At 70.1% G+C, this 15,578-nt stretch carries 13 protein-coding genes and 1 pseudogene; 2 read left to right on the forward strand and 12 right to left on the reverse strand.

Features of this window, described 5'->3' with window-relative positions:
- Positions 1–170: 170 nt before the first annotated feature.
- Positions 171–1,061: a LysR family transcriptional regulator gene (locus ACLF5H_RS02800; protein ID WP_421674487.1), complete on the reverse strand. Its 891-nt coding sequence runs from the start codon at positions 1,059–1,061 to the stop codon at positions 171–173.
- 196 nt (positions 1,062–1,257) lie between these two features.
- Between ACLF5H_RS02800 and ACLF5H_RS02805 the strand changes: the two genes are divergently transcribed.
- Positions 1,258–1,623 carry a YybH family protein gene (locus ACLF5H_RS02805; RefSeq protein WP_421674488.1) on the forward strand — a complete coding sequence of 122 codons (366 nt, stop codon included), beginning with the start codon at positions 1,258–1,260 and terminating at the stop codon, positions 1,621–1,623.
- A 24-nt stretch (positions 1,624–1,647) separates the two neighbouring features.
- On the opposite strand, the gene ACLF5H_RS02810 is transcribed toward ACLF5H_RS02805, so the two are convergent.
- Entirely contained in the window at positions 1,648–2,511 is an 864-nt protein-coding gene (locus tag ACLF5H_RS02810) for a thioesterase family protein (protein WP_421674489.1), read from the reverse strand.
- A gap of 159 nt (positions 2,512–2,670) precedes the next feature.
- On the opposite strand from ACLF5H_RS02810, the gene ACLF5H_RS02815 reads away from it, so the two are divergent.
- Positions 2,671–3,975: an alpha/beta hydrolase gene (locus ACLF5H_RS02815; protein WP_421674490.1), complete on the forward strand. Its 1,305-nt coding sequence runs from the start codon at positions 2,671–2,673 to the stop codon at positions 3,973–3,975.
- Here the strand turns inward: ACLF5H_RS02815 and ACLF5H_RS02820 are convergent.
- The 10 genes and pseudogenes from ACLF5H_RS02820 to ACLF5H_RS02865 all read right to left on the reverse strand — a co-directional run bounded on the left by ACLF5H_RS02820 (position 3,884) and on the right by ACLF5H_RS02865 (position 15,512).
- The gene (locus ACLF5H_RS02820) at positions 3,884–4,543 is read right to left on the reverse strand and encodes a trimeric intracellular cation channel family protein (protein WP_421674491.1); all 660 of its coding nucleotides are present in this window, start codon (positions 4,541–4,543) and stop codon (positions 3,884–3,886) included. The two genes, ACLF5H_RS02815 and ACLF5H_RS02820, sit on opposite strands and share 92 nt — an antisense overlap.
- A gap of 47 nt (positions 4,544–4,590) precedes the next feature.
- On the reverse strand, positions 4,591–5,982 hold the full coding sequence (locus ACLF5H_RS02825) for a M1 family metallopeptidase (protein ID WP_421674492.1): 1,392 nt from the start codon (positions 5,980–5,982) through the stop codon (positions 4,591–4,593).
- A 705-nt stretch (positions 5,983–6,687) separates the two neighbouring features.
- A pseudogene (locus ACLF5H_RS02830) lies at positions 6,688–7,807 on the reverse strand (ABC transporter ATP-binding protein); the annotation flags it as partial.
- Complete coding sequence (locus ACLF5H_RS02835) at positions 7,804–8,889, reverse strand: ABC transporter ATP-binding protein (protein ID WP_421674493.1); 1,086 nt, start codon at positions 8,887–8,889, stop codon at positions 7,804–7,806. The pseudogene ACLF5H_RS02830 and the gene ACLF5H_RS02835, both read right to left, overlap by 4 nt.
- On the reverse strand, positions 8,886–9,893 hold the full coding sequence (locus tag ACLF5H_RS02840) for an ABC transporter permease (RefSeq protein ID WP_128791781.1): 1,008 nt from the start codon (positions 9,891–9,893) through the stop codon (positions 8,886–8,888). The genes ACLF5H_RS02835 and ACLF5H_RS02840 overlap by 4 nt, the downstream gene beginning before the upstream one ends.
- Positions 9,894–9,965: 72 nt before the next feature.
- Complete coding sequence (locus tag ACLF5H_RS02845) at positions 9,966–11,735, reverse strand: ABC transporter substrate-binding protein (RefSeq protein WP_421674494.1); 1,770 nt, start codon at positions 11,733–11,735, stop codon at positions 9,966–9,968.
- A 33-nt stretch (positions 11,736–11,768) separates the two neighbouring features.
- Positions 11,769–12,767, reverse strand: a complete 999-nt coding sequence (locus tag ACLF5H_RS02850) for an ABC transporter permease (protein WP_421674495.1) — start codon at positions 12,765–12,767, stop codon at positions 11,769–11,771.
- 297 nt (positions 12,768–13,064) lie between these two features.
- Positions 13,065–13,877, reverse strand: coding sequence for an enhanced serine sensitivity protein SseB C-terminal domain-containing protein (locus ACLF5H_RS02855; protein ID WP_421674496.1), 813 nt, complete (start codon positions 13,875–13,877; stop codon positions 13,065–13,067).
- Between the two features lie 117 nt (positions 13,878–13,994).
- Positions 13,995–14,780, reverse strand: a complete 786-nt coding sequence (locus ACLF5H_RS02860) for an enhanced serine sensitivity protein SseB (protein ID WP_421674497.1) — start codon at positions 14,778–14,780, stop codon at positions 13,995–13,997.
- A gap of 42 nt (positions 14,781–14,822) precedes the next feature.
- On the reverse strand, positions 14,823–15,512 hold the full coding sequence (locus ACLF5H_RS02865; protein WP_421674498.1) for an AAA family ATPase: 690 nt from the start codon (positions 15,510–15,512) through the stop codon (positions 14,823–14,825).
- Between the last annotated feature and the right edge of the window lie 66 nt (positions 15,513–15,578).

Consider the following 15,578-nt stretch of genomic DNA (forward strand, 5'->3'; position numbering starts at 1 on the left):
ACAGTGGCACCACACGCAAGGGAGAATGGTGTCGCGCGTACGGGAGTCCATGGGAATCGTTGGCATCATGACTCTGACCTGCATAAACGCCCAACGGAAACCTCAGGCACCAAAGTGGCACCGGTCGGGGCCATGTGGCACCGCATGACGCCACGTGGTGCCACATGGCGCTAAGCGTCCGCCGGACCGGCGAACGCCCGGCGGCTGTACGCGAGCAGTTCACGCACCGCCGGGCCCTGTCCGCCCTTCCAGATCAGCGCGAGCAGCGCGGGGGTCTCGACGTCCTCGATCAGGCGGGCGGTGAGCCGGTCGCCGTAGCGCGCGGCCATGGACTCGCTGAGGACGGCGACGGCGAGATCGCGGGCGGCCAGGTCGGCGACGGCGTCGGCGGCGGTGGCCTGGAGGGCGATCACGGGGTGGAGGTCCCGCGCGGCGCACGCCTGGTCGAACACCGTGCGCAGTCCGGTGCCGGGCGGCATGCACACGATCGGGTGGGCGACCAGCTCGGACAGGTGGACCCGGGGCCGCGCGGCCAGCGGATGACCCGGCGGTACGGCGGCGACGAGCCGTTCGCTGATCAGGGTCAGCGTCTCCAGGCCCTCCGGAGCGGCGGCCGCGGCACCGACCAGCGCCAGGTCGACGGCGCCCGCGCGCACCCCCTCGACGAGCCGGTCGGAGTTGTCCTCCAGGAGCGAGAGTTCCACCCCGGGGTGGTCCCGGTGGAACGCGGCGAGGGCGTCGAACAGCGGGGTCACGGTGCAGCCGACGACCATCCCGACGGTGAGCCGCCCACGGATCAGATCGCTCACCTCACCCACCGCCTGCCCGACCGCCCCGGCCGCGGCGAGCGCGGTGCGGGCGTGCGCGAGCGCGGCCTTGCCCGCGACCGTGAGCGTGACCGTGCGCGCCGAGCGGTCGAACAGCTCTGCCCCCAGCTCCCGCTCCAGCCGGCGGATCTGGGCGCTGACGCCGGACTGGCTGATGTGCACCCGCTCGGCGGCCCGGGTGAAGTTCCGCTCCTCGGCGACCGCGACGAAGTACTCCAGCTGCCTCAGTTCCATGACTCTGGATTCTAGTTCTGAGAAGTTCCATCTGTTGGACTTCTGATTGGCTCGCGACCAGGCTGGGAGGCGCCGCGAGGCGGTGACGACGACAGACGGTGTCGGCGGACAGCGTCGTCAGGCATCGCGGGCAGACATCACCGACAGACATCACCGACAGACATCACGGACAGACATCACGGACAAGGAGGAAGCCGTGCCGGAGTACGAGAAGGCCATGCGCCCCGAGGACATCACCCGCTTGTTCGTCGAGCGGTCCAACGCGGGGGACGCGGCCGGGGTCGCCGCGCTCTACGAGGAGGACGCGGTGCTGGCGTACCCGCCGGGCGAGCGGACCGTGGGCCGGGAGGCGATCCGGGAACTGTGGGCGAGGGTGCTGGTGAACCGGCCCCGGTTCGCGCCGGAGCCGCCGCTGCCCACGCTGGTCAGCGGCGACATCGCGCTCACCGCGACCCCGCCGAAGGACGGGACCGGCGCCCGCGCCCAGGTCGCCAGGCGCCAGCCCGACGGCAGCTGGCTGCGGCTGCTGGACCAGCCGGAGTTCGTGGCGCCCGCCCGTTGACCCCGGGCCCCGGGCGCGCCCGGGTCAGGCCAGCCGGACCCGCGCCAGCTGCCGGGACTGGGCCACCAGCCGGTCCTCGCTGTCCCAGACCTCCGCGTCCTCCTCCAGGAAGCCACCGGCGAGGTTGCGGGTGGTGATGGCGACGCGCAGCGGGCCCGGGGCCGGGCGGTGCCGGATGTGGGCCGTCAGTTCGACGGTGGGGACCCAGCCCTTGAGGCCCATCTCGAAGGCGGTCGGCGGCAGCGCGTCCACGGCCAGCAGCAGCGAGAGCGGGTCGGCGTCACGGCCGTCCGCGAGGCCGAACCAGGCGCGCATCTCGCCCTTGCCCGAGGGCTGCCCGAGCGCCCAGCCGAGCGTGGCCGGGTCCAGCTTGAGCAGCAGGCGCTCGGTGATGGCCGAGACGCCCTTGAGCGGGTCGGGGCCGTCGGCCGGGCCGAAGCACTGCTCGTAGGGCGGGATCGCGGGCGGCTTCGCGGTCGTACGGACGTCGTCGGGGAGGCCGGCGAGGTCGCCGTAGGAGGCGAGGACGCGGATGCGTTCGACCTCGTTGCCCTCGTCGTCGTACTGGAAGAGCGAGGCCTGGCCGGTGGAGAGGGTACGGCCGGTGCGGACGGTCTCGGTGCGGATCACGGCCCGGCCCGGCCGGGACGCGGTCAGATAGTGCGCGGAGATGGTGAAGGGGTCCGGGTGCGGCAGGGCGTCCCCGAGGGCCCGGCCGAGCACGGCCAGCAGATAGCCGCCGTTGACGGCGCCGAGAATGGTCCAGCCGGACGAGAGGTCGATGTCGTAGACCCCCGGCGCGCGGCGGACGACGGCGGTGTCACGGTCGAACTCGCTGTCGCCGGTCACGGCCCGCGACGAGGAGGACGCGGAAGCTGCTTCTGCCATGGCTGAACGGTACAACAGGCAATTACTAAGCGGTAGCTTTTCTGTCTGATCACCCCTCGCCGTCACGGTAGGATTACGGGAGGTGAGGTTTCGGCAATTTCTCGGTAAGTGTCAGGACACGTCCGTAACCCCGGGGCCCTGTTTTCCCTCTATCGGGACATGAGCCTCACCGGGACTCCGTTCCTCTACACGACCGTCGTGCTGGCCGTGATCGCCCTCATACTGCCGCTTCTGCTGTGGTCGAAGATGCGCGGCCCCAAGCACCTGCGCACCGTCGCCCGCGTACTGATGCTGCTGTTCGCCCAGGGCACGGCCGTCACCCTGGTCTTCGTGCTGGTGAACAACCAGAACAACCTGTACGACAACTGGGCCGACCTCTTCGGCACCGGCAGCCATGTCGAGCAGGCCGCCGACCTCGGCCGCGACGGCACCGGCGGCATAGCGGTCAAGCGCCTGCCCAAGGTCAAGCAGACCTTCGCGCAGGCCACGGGGCCCGGCATGCACTCCGCCGGCGGCGTCCGCGTCACCCAGCTCAAGGGCCGGGTCTCCGGCGTCGACGCCGAGGTCTACGTCTGGCTGCCGCCGCAGTACGACGACCCGGCGTACCGGCACAAGAAGTTCCCGGTGGTCGAGGTGCTGCCCGGCTACCCCGGCTCGGCGCGCGCCTGGTTCGGCTCGATGAAGGCCCATGAGCAGCTGCTGCCGCTGATGAAGAGCGGCCAGGTCGCCCCCTTCATCATGGTCGCCCCGCGCACCAACCTGCTGGCCGGTGTGGACACCGGCTGCGCCAACATCCCGGGGCAGGTCAACGCCGACACCTGGCTGAGCATCGACGTGCCCAAGATGGTCATGGACAACTTCCGCGCCCAGCCGGCCCCGCAGGGCTGGGCCATCGCCGGGTACTCGGCGGGCGCCCAGTGCGCGGTCAAGCTGGCCGTGGCGCACCCGGACCGCTACAAGGCCGCGGTGAGCATGTCGGGCTACAACGACCCGATCGGCGAGCGCAACTCGCTGGCCGCGCAGAACCCCACCCTGCGCGCCGAGAACAACCCCTACCTGCTGCTGAAGAAGGCCACCGTGGCGCCGCCCATCGCGCTCTACCTCTCCGGCGAGTCCGGTGACGGCTACGAGGCGGGCATGGCGCTGCAGTCCGTCGCCAAGGCGCCGACCACCGTGCACGTGGTCTTCCTGCCGAAGAGCGCGGGCGGTCACACGATGGCGCTGTGGCGGCCGCAGGTGCCCGACGTGTTCCGCTGGCTCACCCTCCAGATGGGCCAGAGCCACGCCAAGGGCCGGGACCACTCCGTCCCCGGCACCCCCGGCACCGGTGTCGGCGCCCCCGCCGGGACGGCCGCGGCCGGGAGCACCGGTACTACTCCTCGGTCACCGTCGACCGGCGGTTCCACGCACGCGGAGCTCGCCAGTGGTACCGCATCGCGAGCAGACGCAGCACAAAAGCGGTGACGGCCGCGATCCCACTGGTGAGGGGGGTCAGCGCGTCGTAGCGGATGCACAGCGCCACCATGCCCGCGCCGACCATCGCCGGGACCGCGTACAGATCGCGGTCCCAGCGCAGCAGCGAGGGCACCTCGTTGGCCACCAGGTCGCGCAGCACACCGCCGCCGACCGCGGTGGCCAGGCCCAGCGTCGCCGACGCGGTCAGGCCGAGGCCGTAGCCGTACGCCTTCGTCGTACCGCTGACGCAGAACAGGCCGAGGCCGGCCGCGTCGAAGACCAGCACCGCCGTCTGGATCCGCTCCACGTGCGGGTGCAGGAAGAAGACGACGAGCGTGGCGAGCAGCGGGGTGACGAAGTACCCGAGGTCCGTGAAGGCGGCCGGGGGCAGGGCCCCGATCACCACATCGCGGAAGAGTCCCCCGCCCAGCGCGGTGACCTCGGCGAGCACGGCCATGCCGAACACGTCGAAGTTCTTCCGGACGGCCAGCAGCGCGCCGGAGATCGCGAAGACGAAGATGCCGATCACGTCGAGCGTGTGCTGGACGGAGGGGCTGAAGAACTGTTGGAGCTGCACCCTGACATTCTCACCTGTCGACCGGGCTGAACCTTACAAAGCCAGGTTTACAGGGCGGGTTTACCTGTGGTGAACAGCCAGGTGTCGAACAGATCGCCGAGTTGCTGTCCGCTGATCCGCTCGGCGAGGCGGATGAAGTCGGCGGTGTCGGCGTTGCCGTGCCGGTGCAGCCGGGTCCAGGCGGGGAGCAGCCTGAAGAACGCCTTGTCGCCGATCCGCTCGCGCAGCACCTGGAGGGTCATGGCGCCGCGGTCGTAGACGGCGTCGGCGAACATCGTGTCCCGCTGCGGGTCGGCGACCTTCGTCTGCCAGAAGTGCGAGTCGGCCGGGTACGCGGCGTAGTCGGCGAGGAACGCGTCATGGGCGCTGCGGGTGCCCCGGTGCTCGGCCCACAGCCACTGGGCGTAGGTGGCGAAGCCCTCGTTGAGCCAGATGTCCTTCCACTGGGCCACGCTCACCGAGTCACCGAACCACTGGTGGGCCAGCTCGTGCACGATGGTCGTCTCGTTGCGCACGGCGGAGTACGCCGGCTTGGACTGCACCTCCAGCGAGAACCCGGCCTCGGGCATGTCGTCCACGATCGCGCCGGTCTCCTCGAACGGGTAAGGCCCGAAGATCTTCGACCAGTAGTCGGTGGCCTCCGCGGTGACCCCGTACACATCGACCTTGTTCGAGTTCTTCAGCACCGGGTCGACGGCGACGTAGATCGGGATGCCGCCGGGGGTGCGGCCGGTGCGGACGTCGAACTTCCCGATGGTGGCGGTGGCGAGATAGGTCGCCATCGGCTCGGACTCCCGCCAGTGGGTGTACGTCGAACCGCCCCGGTCGCGGGTCGACACCAGCCGCCCGTTGGAGACGGCGGTCAGGCCCTTCGGCGCCTTGATCCGGATGTCGTAGGTGGCCTTGTCGGAGGGGTGGTCGCTGGACGGGAACCAGGTGGAGGCGGCGTTGGGCTCGCAGGCCACGAAGACGCCGTCGGGTGTCTTCATCCAGCCGTACTCGGAGCCGAAGACGATGGGCCCGGTCAGCGGCTGGGGCACGCCGCCGTAGGTGACGCGCACGGTGAAGCGCCGGTTCTTGGCGAGGGGGCCGCGCGGGGTGACGGTGACCTCGGCGCCGTTCCGGCTGAACCGGGCGTTCCTTCCGTCGACCTGGATCCGGGTGATCTCCAGCTGCTGGAGGTCCAGATCGAAGGAGGAGAGGTTCTGGGTGGCGCGGGCGGTGAGGGTCGTACGGCCGTCCAGGCGGCCGGTGCCCGGGGCGTACGCCAGGTCGAGGTCGTAGTGCAGCGCGTCGAAGCCGCCGTTGCCCAGCTCGGGGAAGTAGGGGTCGCCGATGCCGGGGGCGCCGGGGGTGGGGGCCGGGGCGGCGGCGATGAGCAGGAAGGAGGCCGCGGCGGTGGCCAGGACCCCCGCACGTGCCGAACGGGAGAGTGCCATGAGTCGTCCCTTTCGAGCGTGTACCGATCAGCTGTCGGACACGGGCGACTCTGCACTCTCCCGTTCAGGCATGTACATGCCCTTGCGCGAACCGGCCTCGGGCGGCGGGCCTTTTCGGCTACCCGCCCTTCGGCTTCGGGGACTTGGGGGCGGCGGCGGGCTCCGGGTCAGCGGCGGCGCCCTCCGGCGAGGAGCCGGACTCGGCAGCGGCCTCCACCTCATCCTCGGGCGCGGCGTCCGCCTCCGCCTCCGGCTCGGAAGCGGACGCGGACTCGGACTCGGACTCGGACGCAGGCTCCGGCTTCGCGTCCGACGCCGACGAAGTCCCGGCCAGGGCGCCGGACTTGGCCTCGGATCCGGCCTCGACCTCACCCTCGGCCGCCGACTCCGACTCGGTCTCGGCCTCCGCCGCAGACACACCCTCGGACTCGGACGCGGACTCAGCCGCAACCTCCGCCTGCGAGTCGGACTCCGGCTCCGGCGAAGTCTCGCTAACGGGCGTGGACTTGGCCTCGGCCTCCTCGGCGGCAGGCTCCGACGCCGTCTCGGTCGCGGCCTCCGGCTTGGCGTCAGCCGCGGATTCCGACGAAGTCTCCTTCGCGGCCTCGGACTTGGTCTCGGACTTGGCCTCGGGCTCAGACTCGGACTTGGTCTCAGGCTCGGCCTCGGGCTCGGCCGCGGCCTCCGGCTCTCCCGTCAGGACCGCGTCCGGTACCAGCTCCGACGCCTCCTTCGCCGCCGACAGCAGGACCGTGTCCTGCGGGGCCTGGTCGGCGAAGTTCTCCGGGTGGTGGCAGGCGACCCGCTGGCCCGGCTTCAGCTCGACCAGCTGGGGTTCGGTGGTCCGGCAGATCTCCGTGGCCTTCCAGCACCGGGTGTGGAAGCGGCAGCCCGACGGCGGGGCGATCGGCGAGGGCACATCGCCGCGCAGCAGGATGCGCTCGCTCTTGTGGCCCCGGCGCTTGGTGTCCGGCACCGGCACCGCCGACATCAGCGCCTTGGTGTACGGGTGCATCGGCGCCTCGTACAGGGCGTTGCGGTCGGCCAGTTCGACGATCTTGCCGAGGTACATCACCGCGATCCGGTCCGAGACGTGCCGGACGACGGAGAGGTCGTGCGCGATGATGACGTAGGTCAGGCCCAGCTCCTGCTGGAGGTCGTCCATGAGGTTGACGACCTGGGCCTGGATCGACACGTCCAGCGCGGACACCGGCTCGTCGGCCACCACCAGCTTCGGCTTCAGGGCGAGCGCGCGGGCGATGCCGATGCGCTGGCGCTGGCCGCCGGAGAACTCGTGCGGGTAGCGGTTGTAGTGCTCGGGGCTCAGCCCGACCAGTTCGAGCAGCCGCTGGACCTCCTTCTTCACCCCGCCCTCCGGCTCGACGCCCTGGAGCCGGAACGGCGCCGAGATGATCGAGCCGATGGTGTGCCGGGGGTTCAGGGAGCCGTACGGGTCCTGGAAGATCATCTGGATGTCGCGGCGCAGCGGACGCATCTCGCCGGTGGACAGCCGGGTGATGTCCTGGCCCTCGAAGGAGATCGAGCCGCCGGTCGGGTCCTGGAGGCGGGTGATGACCCGGCCCATGGTCGACTTGCCGCAGCCCGACTCACCGACGACGCCCAGGGTCTCGCCCTTGCGCACCTCGAAGTCGATGCCGTCGACGGCCTTCACCGCGCCGACCTGGCGGCGCAGGATGCCCTTCTTGATCGGGAAGTGCTTGGTCAGGTTCTCGACCTTGAGCAGCACCTCGCGCTCGTCCGGAGCCGACGCCTGCTCGGGTACCGCGGCCTGCGCGGCGGTGTCCGTCTTCTTCGTCTCACTCACAGCTTCGGCGCAATCTCTTCGGTCCAGATCCGCTCACGGTCCTCGGCCGGCAGGTGGCAGGCGGACCAGTGTCCGGCGCCGACCAGCCGCAGCTCGGGGCGCACCGTGCGGCTGACGTTCTCCGCGGGGACGTCCGCGTACGGGCAGCGCGGGTGGAAGGCACAGCCCGAGGGGACGTTGATGAGGCTCGGCGGCTGGCCCTTGACCGGGATGAGCCGTTCGGAGGTCTCCCGGTCGATGCGGGGCATCGAGCCGAGCAGGCCCCAGGTGTAGGGGTGCTGCGGCTTCTCGAAGACCTCGGCGGCGGCGCCGCGCTCCACGCACCGGCCGCCGTACATCACGAGGACGTCGTCGGCGATCTCGGCGACCACGCCGAGGTCGTGCGTGATCATGATGACCGCGGAGCCGAACTCCTTCTGGAGGTCGCGGATCAGGTCGAGGATCTGCGCCTGGACGGTCACGTCGAGGGCGGTGGTCGGCTCGTCCGCGATGAGCAGTTCGGGGTTGTTGACCAGCGCCATGGCGATCATGGCGCGCTGGCGCATACCGCCGGAGAACTCGTGCGGGTAGCCGTCGACGCGCTTGGCCGGCTCGGGGATGCCGACGCGGTCGAGCATCTCGATGGCGCGCGTGCGCGCTTCCTTCTTGCTGACCTTGTGGTGCACCCGGTACGCCTCGACGATCTGGTCGCCGACCTTGTAGTAGGGGTGCATCGCGGACAGCGGGTCCTGGAAGATCATCGCCATGTCGCGGCCGCGGAGCCTGCGCACCTCGTCCGGGGAGGCGCCGACCAGTTCCTTGCCGTTCAGCCAGATCTCGCCGGACATCCGGACGTTCTTGCCGCGCGCGCCGAGCCGGTGCAGGCCCATGACGGCGAGCGAGGTGACGGACTTGCCCGAACCGGACTCGCCGACGATGGCGAGGGTCTTGCCCTTGTCCACCGAGAAGGAGAGCCCGTCGACGGACTTGACGATGCCGTCGTCGGTCGGGAAGTGCACCTTGAGGTCGCGGACCTCCAGGAAGGCCGAGGGCGCCTTGGCGGTGGCTTCCTCGCCCGCTTCGGTCTTGGAGAGTTCGGTCACGAGAGCCTCACCCGCGGGTCGGCGGCGGCGTAGAGCACGTCCACCAGGAGATTTGCGATGACGACGAAGATGGCGGCGAGCAGGGTCACGCCGAGGATCTTCGGCAGGTCGTTGTCGGTGATGCCCTGCACCGCGTACTGGCCGACGCCGGGCAGCGAGAACACGTACTCGGTGATCACCGCGCCGCCGAGCAGCAGACCGACGTCCATGCCGAAGACGGTGATGATCGGGGTGAGGGCGGCCCGCAGACCGTGCCGGACGACGACCGTGCGTTCGGGCAGGCCCTTGGCGCGGGCCGTGCGGATGAAGTCCTCATTCATCGTCTCCAGCATGCCCGAGCGGGTGAGCCGGGCGTAGATCGCGGAGTACAGCAGCGCCAGCGAACACCACGCGGGGAACAGGGTGTTGGCCCATTGCGCGGGGTTCTCGGTGAACGGGACGTAGGTGCGGCCGAAGATCGGCCAGGTGTAGGTGAAGAGCAGGATCGCCAGGTTGCCCGTGAAGAACATGGGCAGCGAGACGCCGGCGAGGGCCACGCCCATGAAGGTGCGGTCGAACAGCGAGCGCGGCTTGAGCGCGGAGATGACACCGACGGCCACACCGGAGAGCAGCCAGAGCACGGCGGCACCCACGGCCAGCGAGAGGGTGATCGGGATACGCGAGGTGAGCTGCGACCAGACCGCGACGTGATCCTTGAAGGAGTAGCCGAAGCAGGGGACGTCGCAGTGCACCGTCTTGGGACCGAGGTTGTAGTCGGTGCCGACCACGATGCCCTTGATGAAGTGCCAGTACTGGACGTAAAGGGGCTGGTCCAGACCGAGGTTGTGCTTGACCGCGGCGATGTCCGCCTTCGACGGGCTCTTTCCGATGTACTGCTGCGCCAGTTGATCCGCTGACTGGCCCACGAGCCGTGGCAGCAGGAAGAAGATGGCGAAGGTGACCGCGGTGACGACCAGCAGCAGGATCACTGCCGCGAACGTCCGGCGGAGGATGTACGAGATCACGGGGACCGGCGCTGGTGCCCGCGGGCGGCGAAACCCGCGGGCACCAATGCCTTCACCTGCCTTCCGGGGCTGCTACTTCTTCGTGGTGCCGAGGTTGAGGTAGTCGTACTGACCGCTGAAGGCCGCCGTGGAGACCACGTTGGTGGCGTACGGCGAGCGGTACAGCAGAACCTTGAAGTAGGTCAGCGGGACCAGGACGGCGTCGTCCATCGCCTGCTTGTCGATCTGCGCGTAGATGGCGTTGCGCTTGGCCGTGTCCGGCTCGGCGATCGCCTGCGCGAGCAGGTCGTCGACCTTCTTGTTCGAGTACTGCGACAGGGCGGTGTTGCCGGACTGGCTGATCGCCTTGCTGTTCAGGATCTGCTGCAGGAAGCCGTAGCCGGAGGGCCAGTCGGCACCCCACTGCATCATCATCAGGCCGATGTTCTGCTTCTCGGTGAACTTCGGCACGCCCGCGTAGTCGGTGAAGTACTTGCCCGCCGGGTACTGCTTCAGCGTGGCGTTGATGCCGACCTTCTTCAGCGAGTTGATGATCGCGGTGGCCGCGTCCACCTCGCCCGGACGGTCGGAGCGGGCCGAGATGTTGGTGTTGATCGTCTTCTGACCGCAGGCCTTCAGCTGGTCCTTGGCCTTGGCGACGTCACCCTTGTTGCCCGGGGTCGCGTAGGCGTCCGCCTTCGCGTAGCCGGTGATGTCCGGCGGCAGGACGGTGGAGGCGATGTCACCGCGGATCGGGCCGCCCATGGCGGTCTGCACGGAGACCTTGTCGATGGCGTACTCGACGGCCTTGCGGCAGGCGACGTTGGTGAACGGCTTCAGCTTGGTGTTGATCGCCGCGTAGACCAGACGGCCGCCGTACGTGTTGTCCGTGTTGGCCTTGCCGTCCGCGGAGTTGAGCAGGTCCGCCTGGGTGGAGGCCTGGACGCCGGTGCCGCCGAGGTCGACGGTGGCGTCGCCGGACTGCAGGTCCTTGTCGATCGTGTCGGGGTTGACCTTCAGGTTGACCACGATCTTGCTGGCCAGCTGCTTGCGCAGCGGGTCGGTCTTCGGGTCCCAGTTCTTGTTCGGGACCAGCACGGCCTGCTTGCCGTCCTGGTAGCTCTGGAACTGGTACGAGCCGGAGGAGACGATGTGCTTGACGTAGTCGACGCCGTCGTCCTTGGACTGCGGCACCGGGGCCGTCTCCGGCGTGGCGACCAGGTAGTCGAACTCCTGGAAGGCACGGTTGAGGTGGAAGACGATCGTGGTGGCGTCCGGGGTCTCGATCGAGGACAGGCCCTTGGCGCTCTTGTCCTTGTAGGGACCCTTGTACTTGTCGCCGTCCTTCATGAACTGCTGGAAGTAGTTCGGACCGAGCGAGAGCACGTCACGCGCGAAGTTCGACCGCTCGACGGCGTACTTGACGTCCTTCGAGGTGATCGGGGAGCCGTCCTGGTACTTCAGGCCCGAGCGCAGCTTGTACGTCCAGGTCTTGCCGCCGTCGCTGGAGACGCCCTTGCTCGCCGCGAGGTCCGGGACCAGGGTGTTGCCCTTGGAGCCGGGGGCGGGCTCGAACGTCATCAGCGGACGCGCGTAGAGACGGCTGAAGTTGTACATGTACGCGTAGTACGTGTTGCCCGGGTCGAACGAGTCCGGCACGTCCGACATCTCATAGGTGACGGTGCCACCCTTTTTGTCGGACGCGTTGACGACGCTCTTGGTCGCCGCGTTGGCGCCGGCCGCCTTCGGAGTGTCCTTGTTGTCATCGGCCTTGCTGCAGCCTGCGAGCAACAGGCTTGCGGAGCCGATGGCCGCGACCGCGGCCAGCGCTGACCTTCGCATGATGGTCTGCTTCCCCTCCATTGATCGGAAAACTTGGGTGAGCTCTCTGGCTGCCTAGCGGCTGCGCGGGTCGAGAGCGTCGCGGAGACCGTCGCCGAGCAGGTTGAACGCGAGGACGGTGATGAAGATGGCGAGGCCGGGCACGATCATGTACTGGGGATCGACCTGGTAGTAGGTGACCGCTTCGCGGAGCATGCCGCCCCAGGAGGCCTGCGGGGGCTGGATGCCCACACCGAGGAAGCTCAGGGACGCCTCGAAGAGGATGTTGGTCGGGATGAGCAGCGTCGAGTAGACGATGATCGGGCCGACCAGGTTCGGCATCAGCTCGCGGAAGAGGATGTACGGGGCCTTGGCGCCCATGCCGCGGGCCGCGTCGACGAACTCGCGCTCGCGCAGGGCCAGGGTCTGGCCGCGCACGATCCGGCCCAGATAGGGCCAGTTGAAGAAGCCGATCACGAAGATGAGCACGCTGAGGTGGAGCGGCAGACCGTTCAGTCCGAAGGCGCCGCCCTGGAGCGTTGCGGAGATCGCGATGGCGAACAGCAGCAACGGGAAGGCGAGGAAGGTGTCCATCAGCCGGCTGATGATCGAGTCGACCCGGCCGCCGTAGTAGCCCGCGATCACGCCCATGATCGCGCCGATCACATTGGACAGGATCGTGGCGCCGAAGGCGACGACCAGCGAGACCCAGGAGCCCTCCAGGATGCGGGTGGCGATGTCCCGGCCGAACTTCGGGTCCACACCGAGCGGGTGGTCCAGGCTCATGCCGCCCAGGCCGCCCTTGGGCAGCGAGGTGTCGGGGACGATCAGGTCCTGGTGGAAGGCGTTGGGGTCGAGGCCGAAGGCGGCCTGCAGGGGGCGCGAGAGGATGGCCAGCAGGATCAGCAGGATCACGATGACGCCGCCGGCCACGGCGACTCTGTCCCGCTTGAAGCGGGTCCAGGCGATCTGGCCCAGGGAACGACCCTCGATCTGCCCCTTGTCGGCTCCCGCGAGCACAGCCTCAGGCTGCGCCTCGGCTGCCGCCCCGGTGGTCTCGATCGGTGCGGTCACGATGTGCGACCCCTCTCGCCGGTGGTGACCGGCCTGCGCTGCCGCGGTTTGCGGCTTTGTCGACTTGCAAGCGAACACGAGTTTGGAAGGCTCGTGGTCTGAGTGGGGAGTCTTCAGCGTCCTTGCGATCACTCGCCAGAGCTGACGGTGAAAGTATGCGCAACCGTGATGCACCGCGGAGGATTCCGTTATCCGGACAGTGGGTAACGACCCCCGGACGTGGGTCAGTTGGGACACAACGCCGTAATGCCGCGGTTCGGGAATTAGGGCGGGAACGGCACCGGAAGCGACGGAACCTCAGTAACCGCCGTGCACCGGCGGATAGCCGTAACCCGGCGCCGGGGCCTGGAGTTGGGGTGCCGGGTGGCCGGCCGGGGCGGCGACGTGGGCCTCGCGGTCGTAGAACGGCCGGGCCTGGGCGCGCATCCACATCACGACCGGGTCGTGGTCGTCGGTCAGCGCGACCGTGGAGACGGGCAGGCCCTCGGGGACGGCGCCGACGGAGCGCTGCATCATCGCGCGCACCGAGTCGACCGCGGCGGGCGAGGTCTCGTACAGGTCCAGACCGATGGCGAGGTACGGCGCCCCGAGCGCGGGCTGCACCCAGGCGCGGCGCAGCGAGCGCAGGGCGGGGGTGCGGTGGGCGTGCTGCGCGAGCAGGGCGTAGAACTGCGGGATCTCGATGCCGGGTTCGGTCAGCCTGAGGGGGCCCGCGGGCTGCCGGTCCAGGCCGGTGGCGATGCGGCGCAGGTCCAGCCAGGGGATGCCGACGCCGCCGCCGGGGGCGTGCGGGTTGAGCCAGAGACCGTAGTGGTCGGGGTAGAGGGTGCGGGCGACGTCCAGGCCGTCGACCACCTCGTACGAGCGGTTCCAGCCGCTGGCGGACAGCTCCTGGGCGGAGGTGACGCACGGCGCGTAGTGGCAGCCGCCGACCTCCATGTCCCCGTACTGGGCGTCCGGGGAGCCGGCCTGGCCGTGCCACAGCAGCATCCAGATCTGGCCGGCGGAGGGGGTGGCGAGCGCGCGAAGCAGGGCCTCGTAGGCGTCGTAGCGTCCGGGCGTGACGTGGCGGAGCGTGTGTTCGACGCTTCCGCTGTGGGTGGCGCTCACCTTGTCATGCCCTTCTTCTCCCTCGTGCCCCGCGTGTGGAGACAGCTTATGCGCCGACGGGCGCGGGGCCCGTTGTCCGTTCGCCCAGGCCGCGGCTGGGGCCCGCCGGGCAGGCACCTAGCGGATGTAGAAGGGTCGGACGCTTGACTTCAGCCATTCGGCCACCGGGTCGTCCGTCACGTCCAGCAGGATCAGGTTGACCGGCCAGGCGGTCGGGATCTGGCCGAGGGCGCGGCCCAGGGCCTCCAGGGGCAGGGCGCGGAAGTCGCCCTCCCACTGGGAGAGTTCCACGCCGACGAACATGACCGGGTCGGCGTTCTCGACGACGGCCAGGCAGCGGCGGGCGGTGATGACCACGCCGGTCGCGGCGAACTCGGCGGACGCGGCGGAGAGGAAGTCGACCGGGTCGTCCTGCCAGTCGGGCTCGAACAGCCGGACGCGGCCGCCGCCGGCGGGGCCGTCCAGCGGGGTGTGTCCGGCGCGGCACAGCTCGGCGACGGCCTCCGGCGGGAGCGGGATGCCGACCGTGCCCCCGGGGTTCACCGCGATGCCCGCCTGCGGGGGCAGGCCGCGGGCGAACTCCACGGCCGGGGCGATGGTGTACGACAGGTGGGAGCCGACGGCCTGGTGGAACTGCTCCTCCGAGCTGAACACCGGCACGTACGCCTGGCCCTCGATGTCCAGGGTGGGCAGGTCCAGCGGGCCGCTGCCGGGTCCGCCGCCGGACGGCAGCGGCACCCAGACGAAGCTGCGGCCGAGGACCTCGATGATCCGGCCGCCCGCCGTGGGTATGCCGAGGGAGGCCGAGAGCACCTCCTCCAGTTCATTGCCGGGCCAACCGCCGTGCGGGTGGGGGTGTGTCTGTGCCGGGAAGTCCGCGGGAACGTCCGCCGGGAAGTCCATCTGCCTACCGCCTGCTGGGAACCACTGCTGGGACCATGAAGGCTAACGGGTACCGGTGACAGAGCCGTACTCCATGAACACGATCCGCTGTACGGCGTCTGCCGCGGCCCGGTCCAGGAGCACCGCGGAGCCGCAGCCCGCGGGCACCTCCCCCCGCCCGACCGCCCCCAGCAGCCGGGCCGTCGTACGCCGGTGGCGGCCGAAGGCGCGGGGGGAGACGGTGCGGCCGCGCTCGCGCTGGCCCGTGCGGGCCGTCTCCTCGGACACGTCCAGCAGGAGCAGGTGCAGGGTGGCGCCGGAGCGGCGGGCGGCGCGGGCCAGCCAGGCGCGCACCCAGGGCTGGGTGCCGCAGTCGTGCACCACCAGGGCGGTCCCCGTGCGCAGGGCGCGGCGCAGCGACCGGTAGTGCGCGGCGCGCACCAGGGGGCGGTAGACGGCGTACGGCAGGAAGCGGGGCAGGCGGGCGGCGAAGCGGGCCCGGGTGTCCTGGGAGTCGACGCGGCGGGCGGTGACCGCGCGGCGCATCAGCGTGGACTTGCCGCTGCCGGGCAGCCCGGTGAGCACCACGATGTCCCGGGGGCCGAAGCGGAGGGTGTCCGGGCCCCGGGCGGCCCGGCCGCGCAGGTCGAGCACGGCGGGCGCGGCGGGCGCGGGGCGGGCGGCCACCCGCTCGTGGGCCGCGGGGCTTCTCGGCGCCGGGATACCGGTCGCGTGCGCCATGGTCCTGTTCACCGTGATCGTCCTCCCCTTGTGGTTCGCAATCTCCATGCCCGGTGGAAGTAAAGGGAAGGTAATGCC

Origin of the sequence: Streptomyces sp. LaBMicrA B280, from assembly GCF_049222185.1 — a bacterium.
Taxonomy (GTDB): Bacteria; Actinomycetota; Actinomycetes; order Streptomycetales; family Streptomycetaceae; genus Streptomyces; species Streptomyces murinus.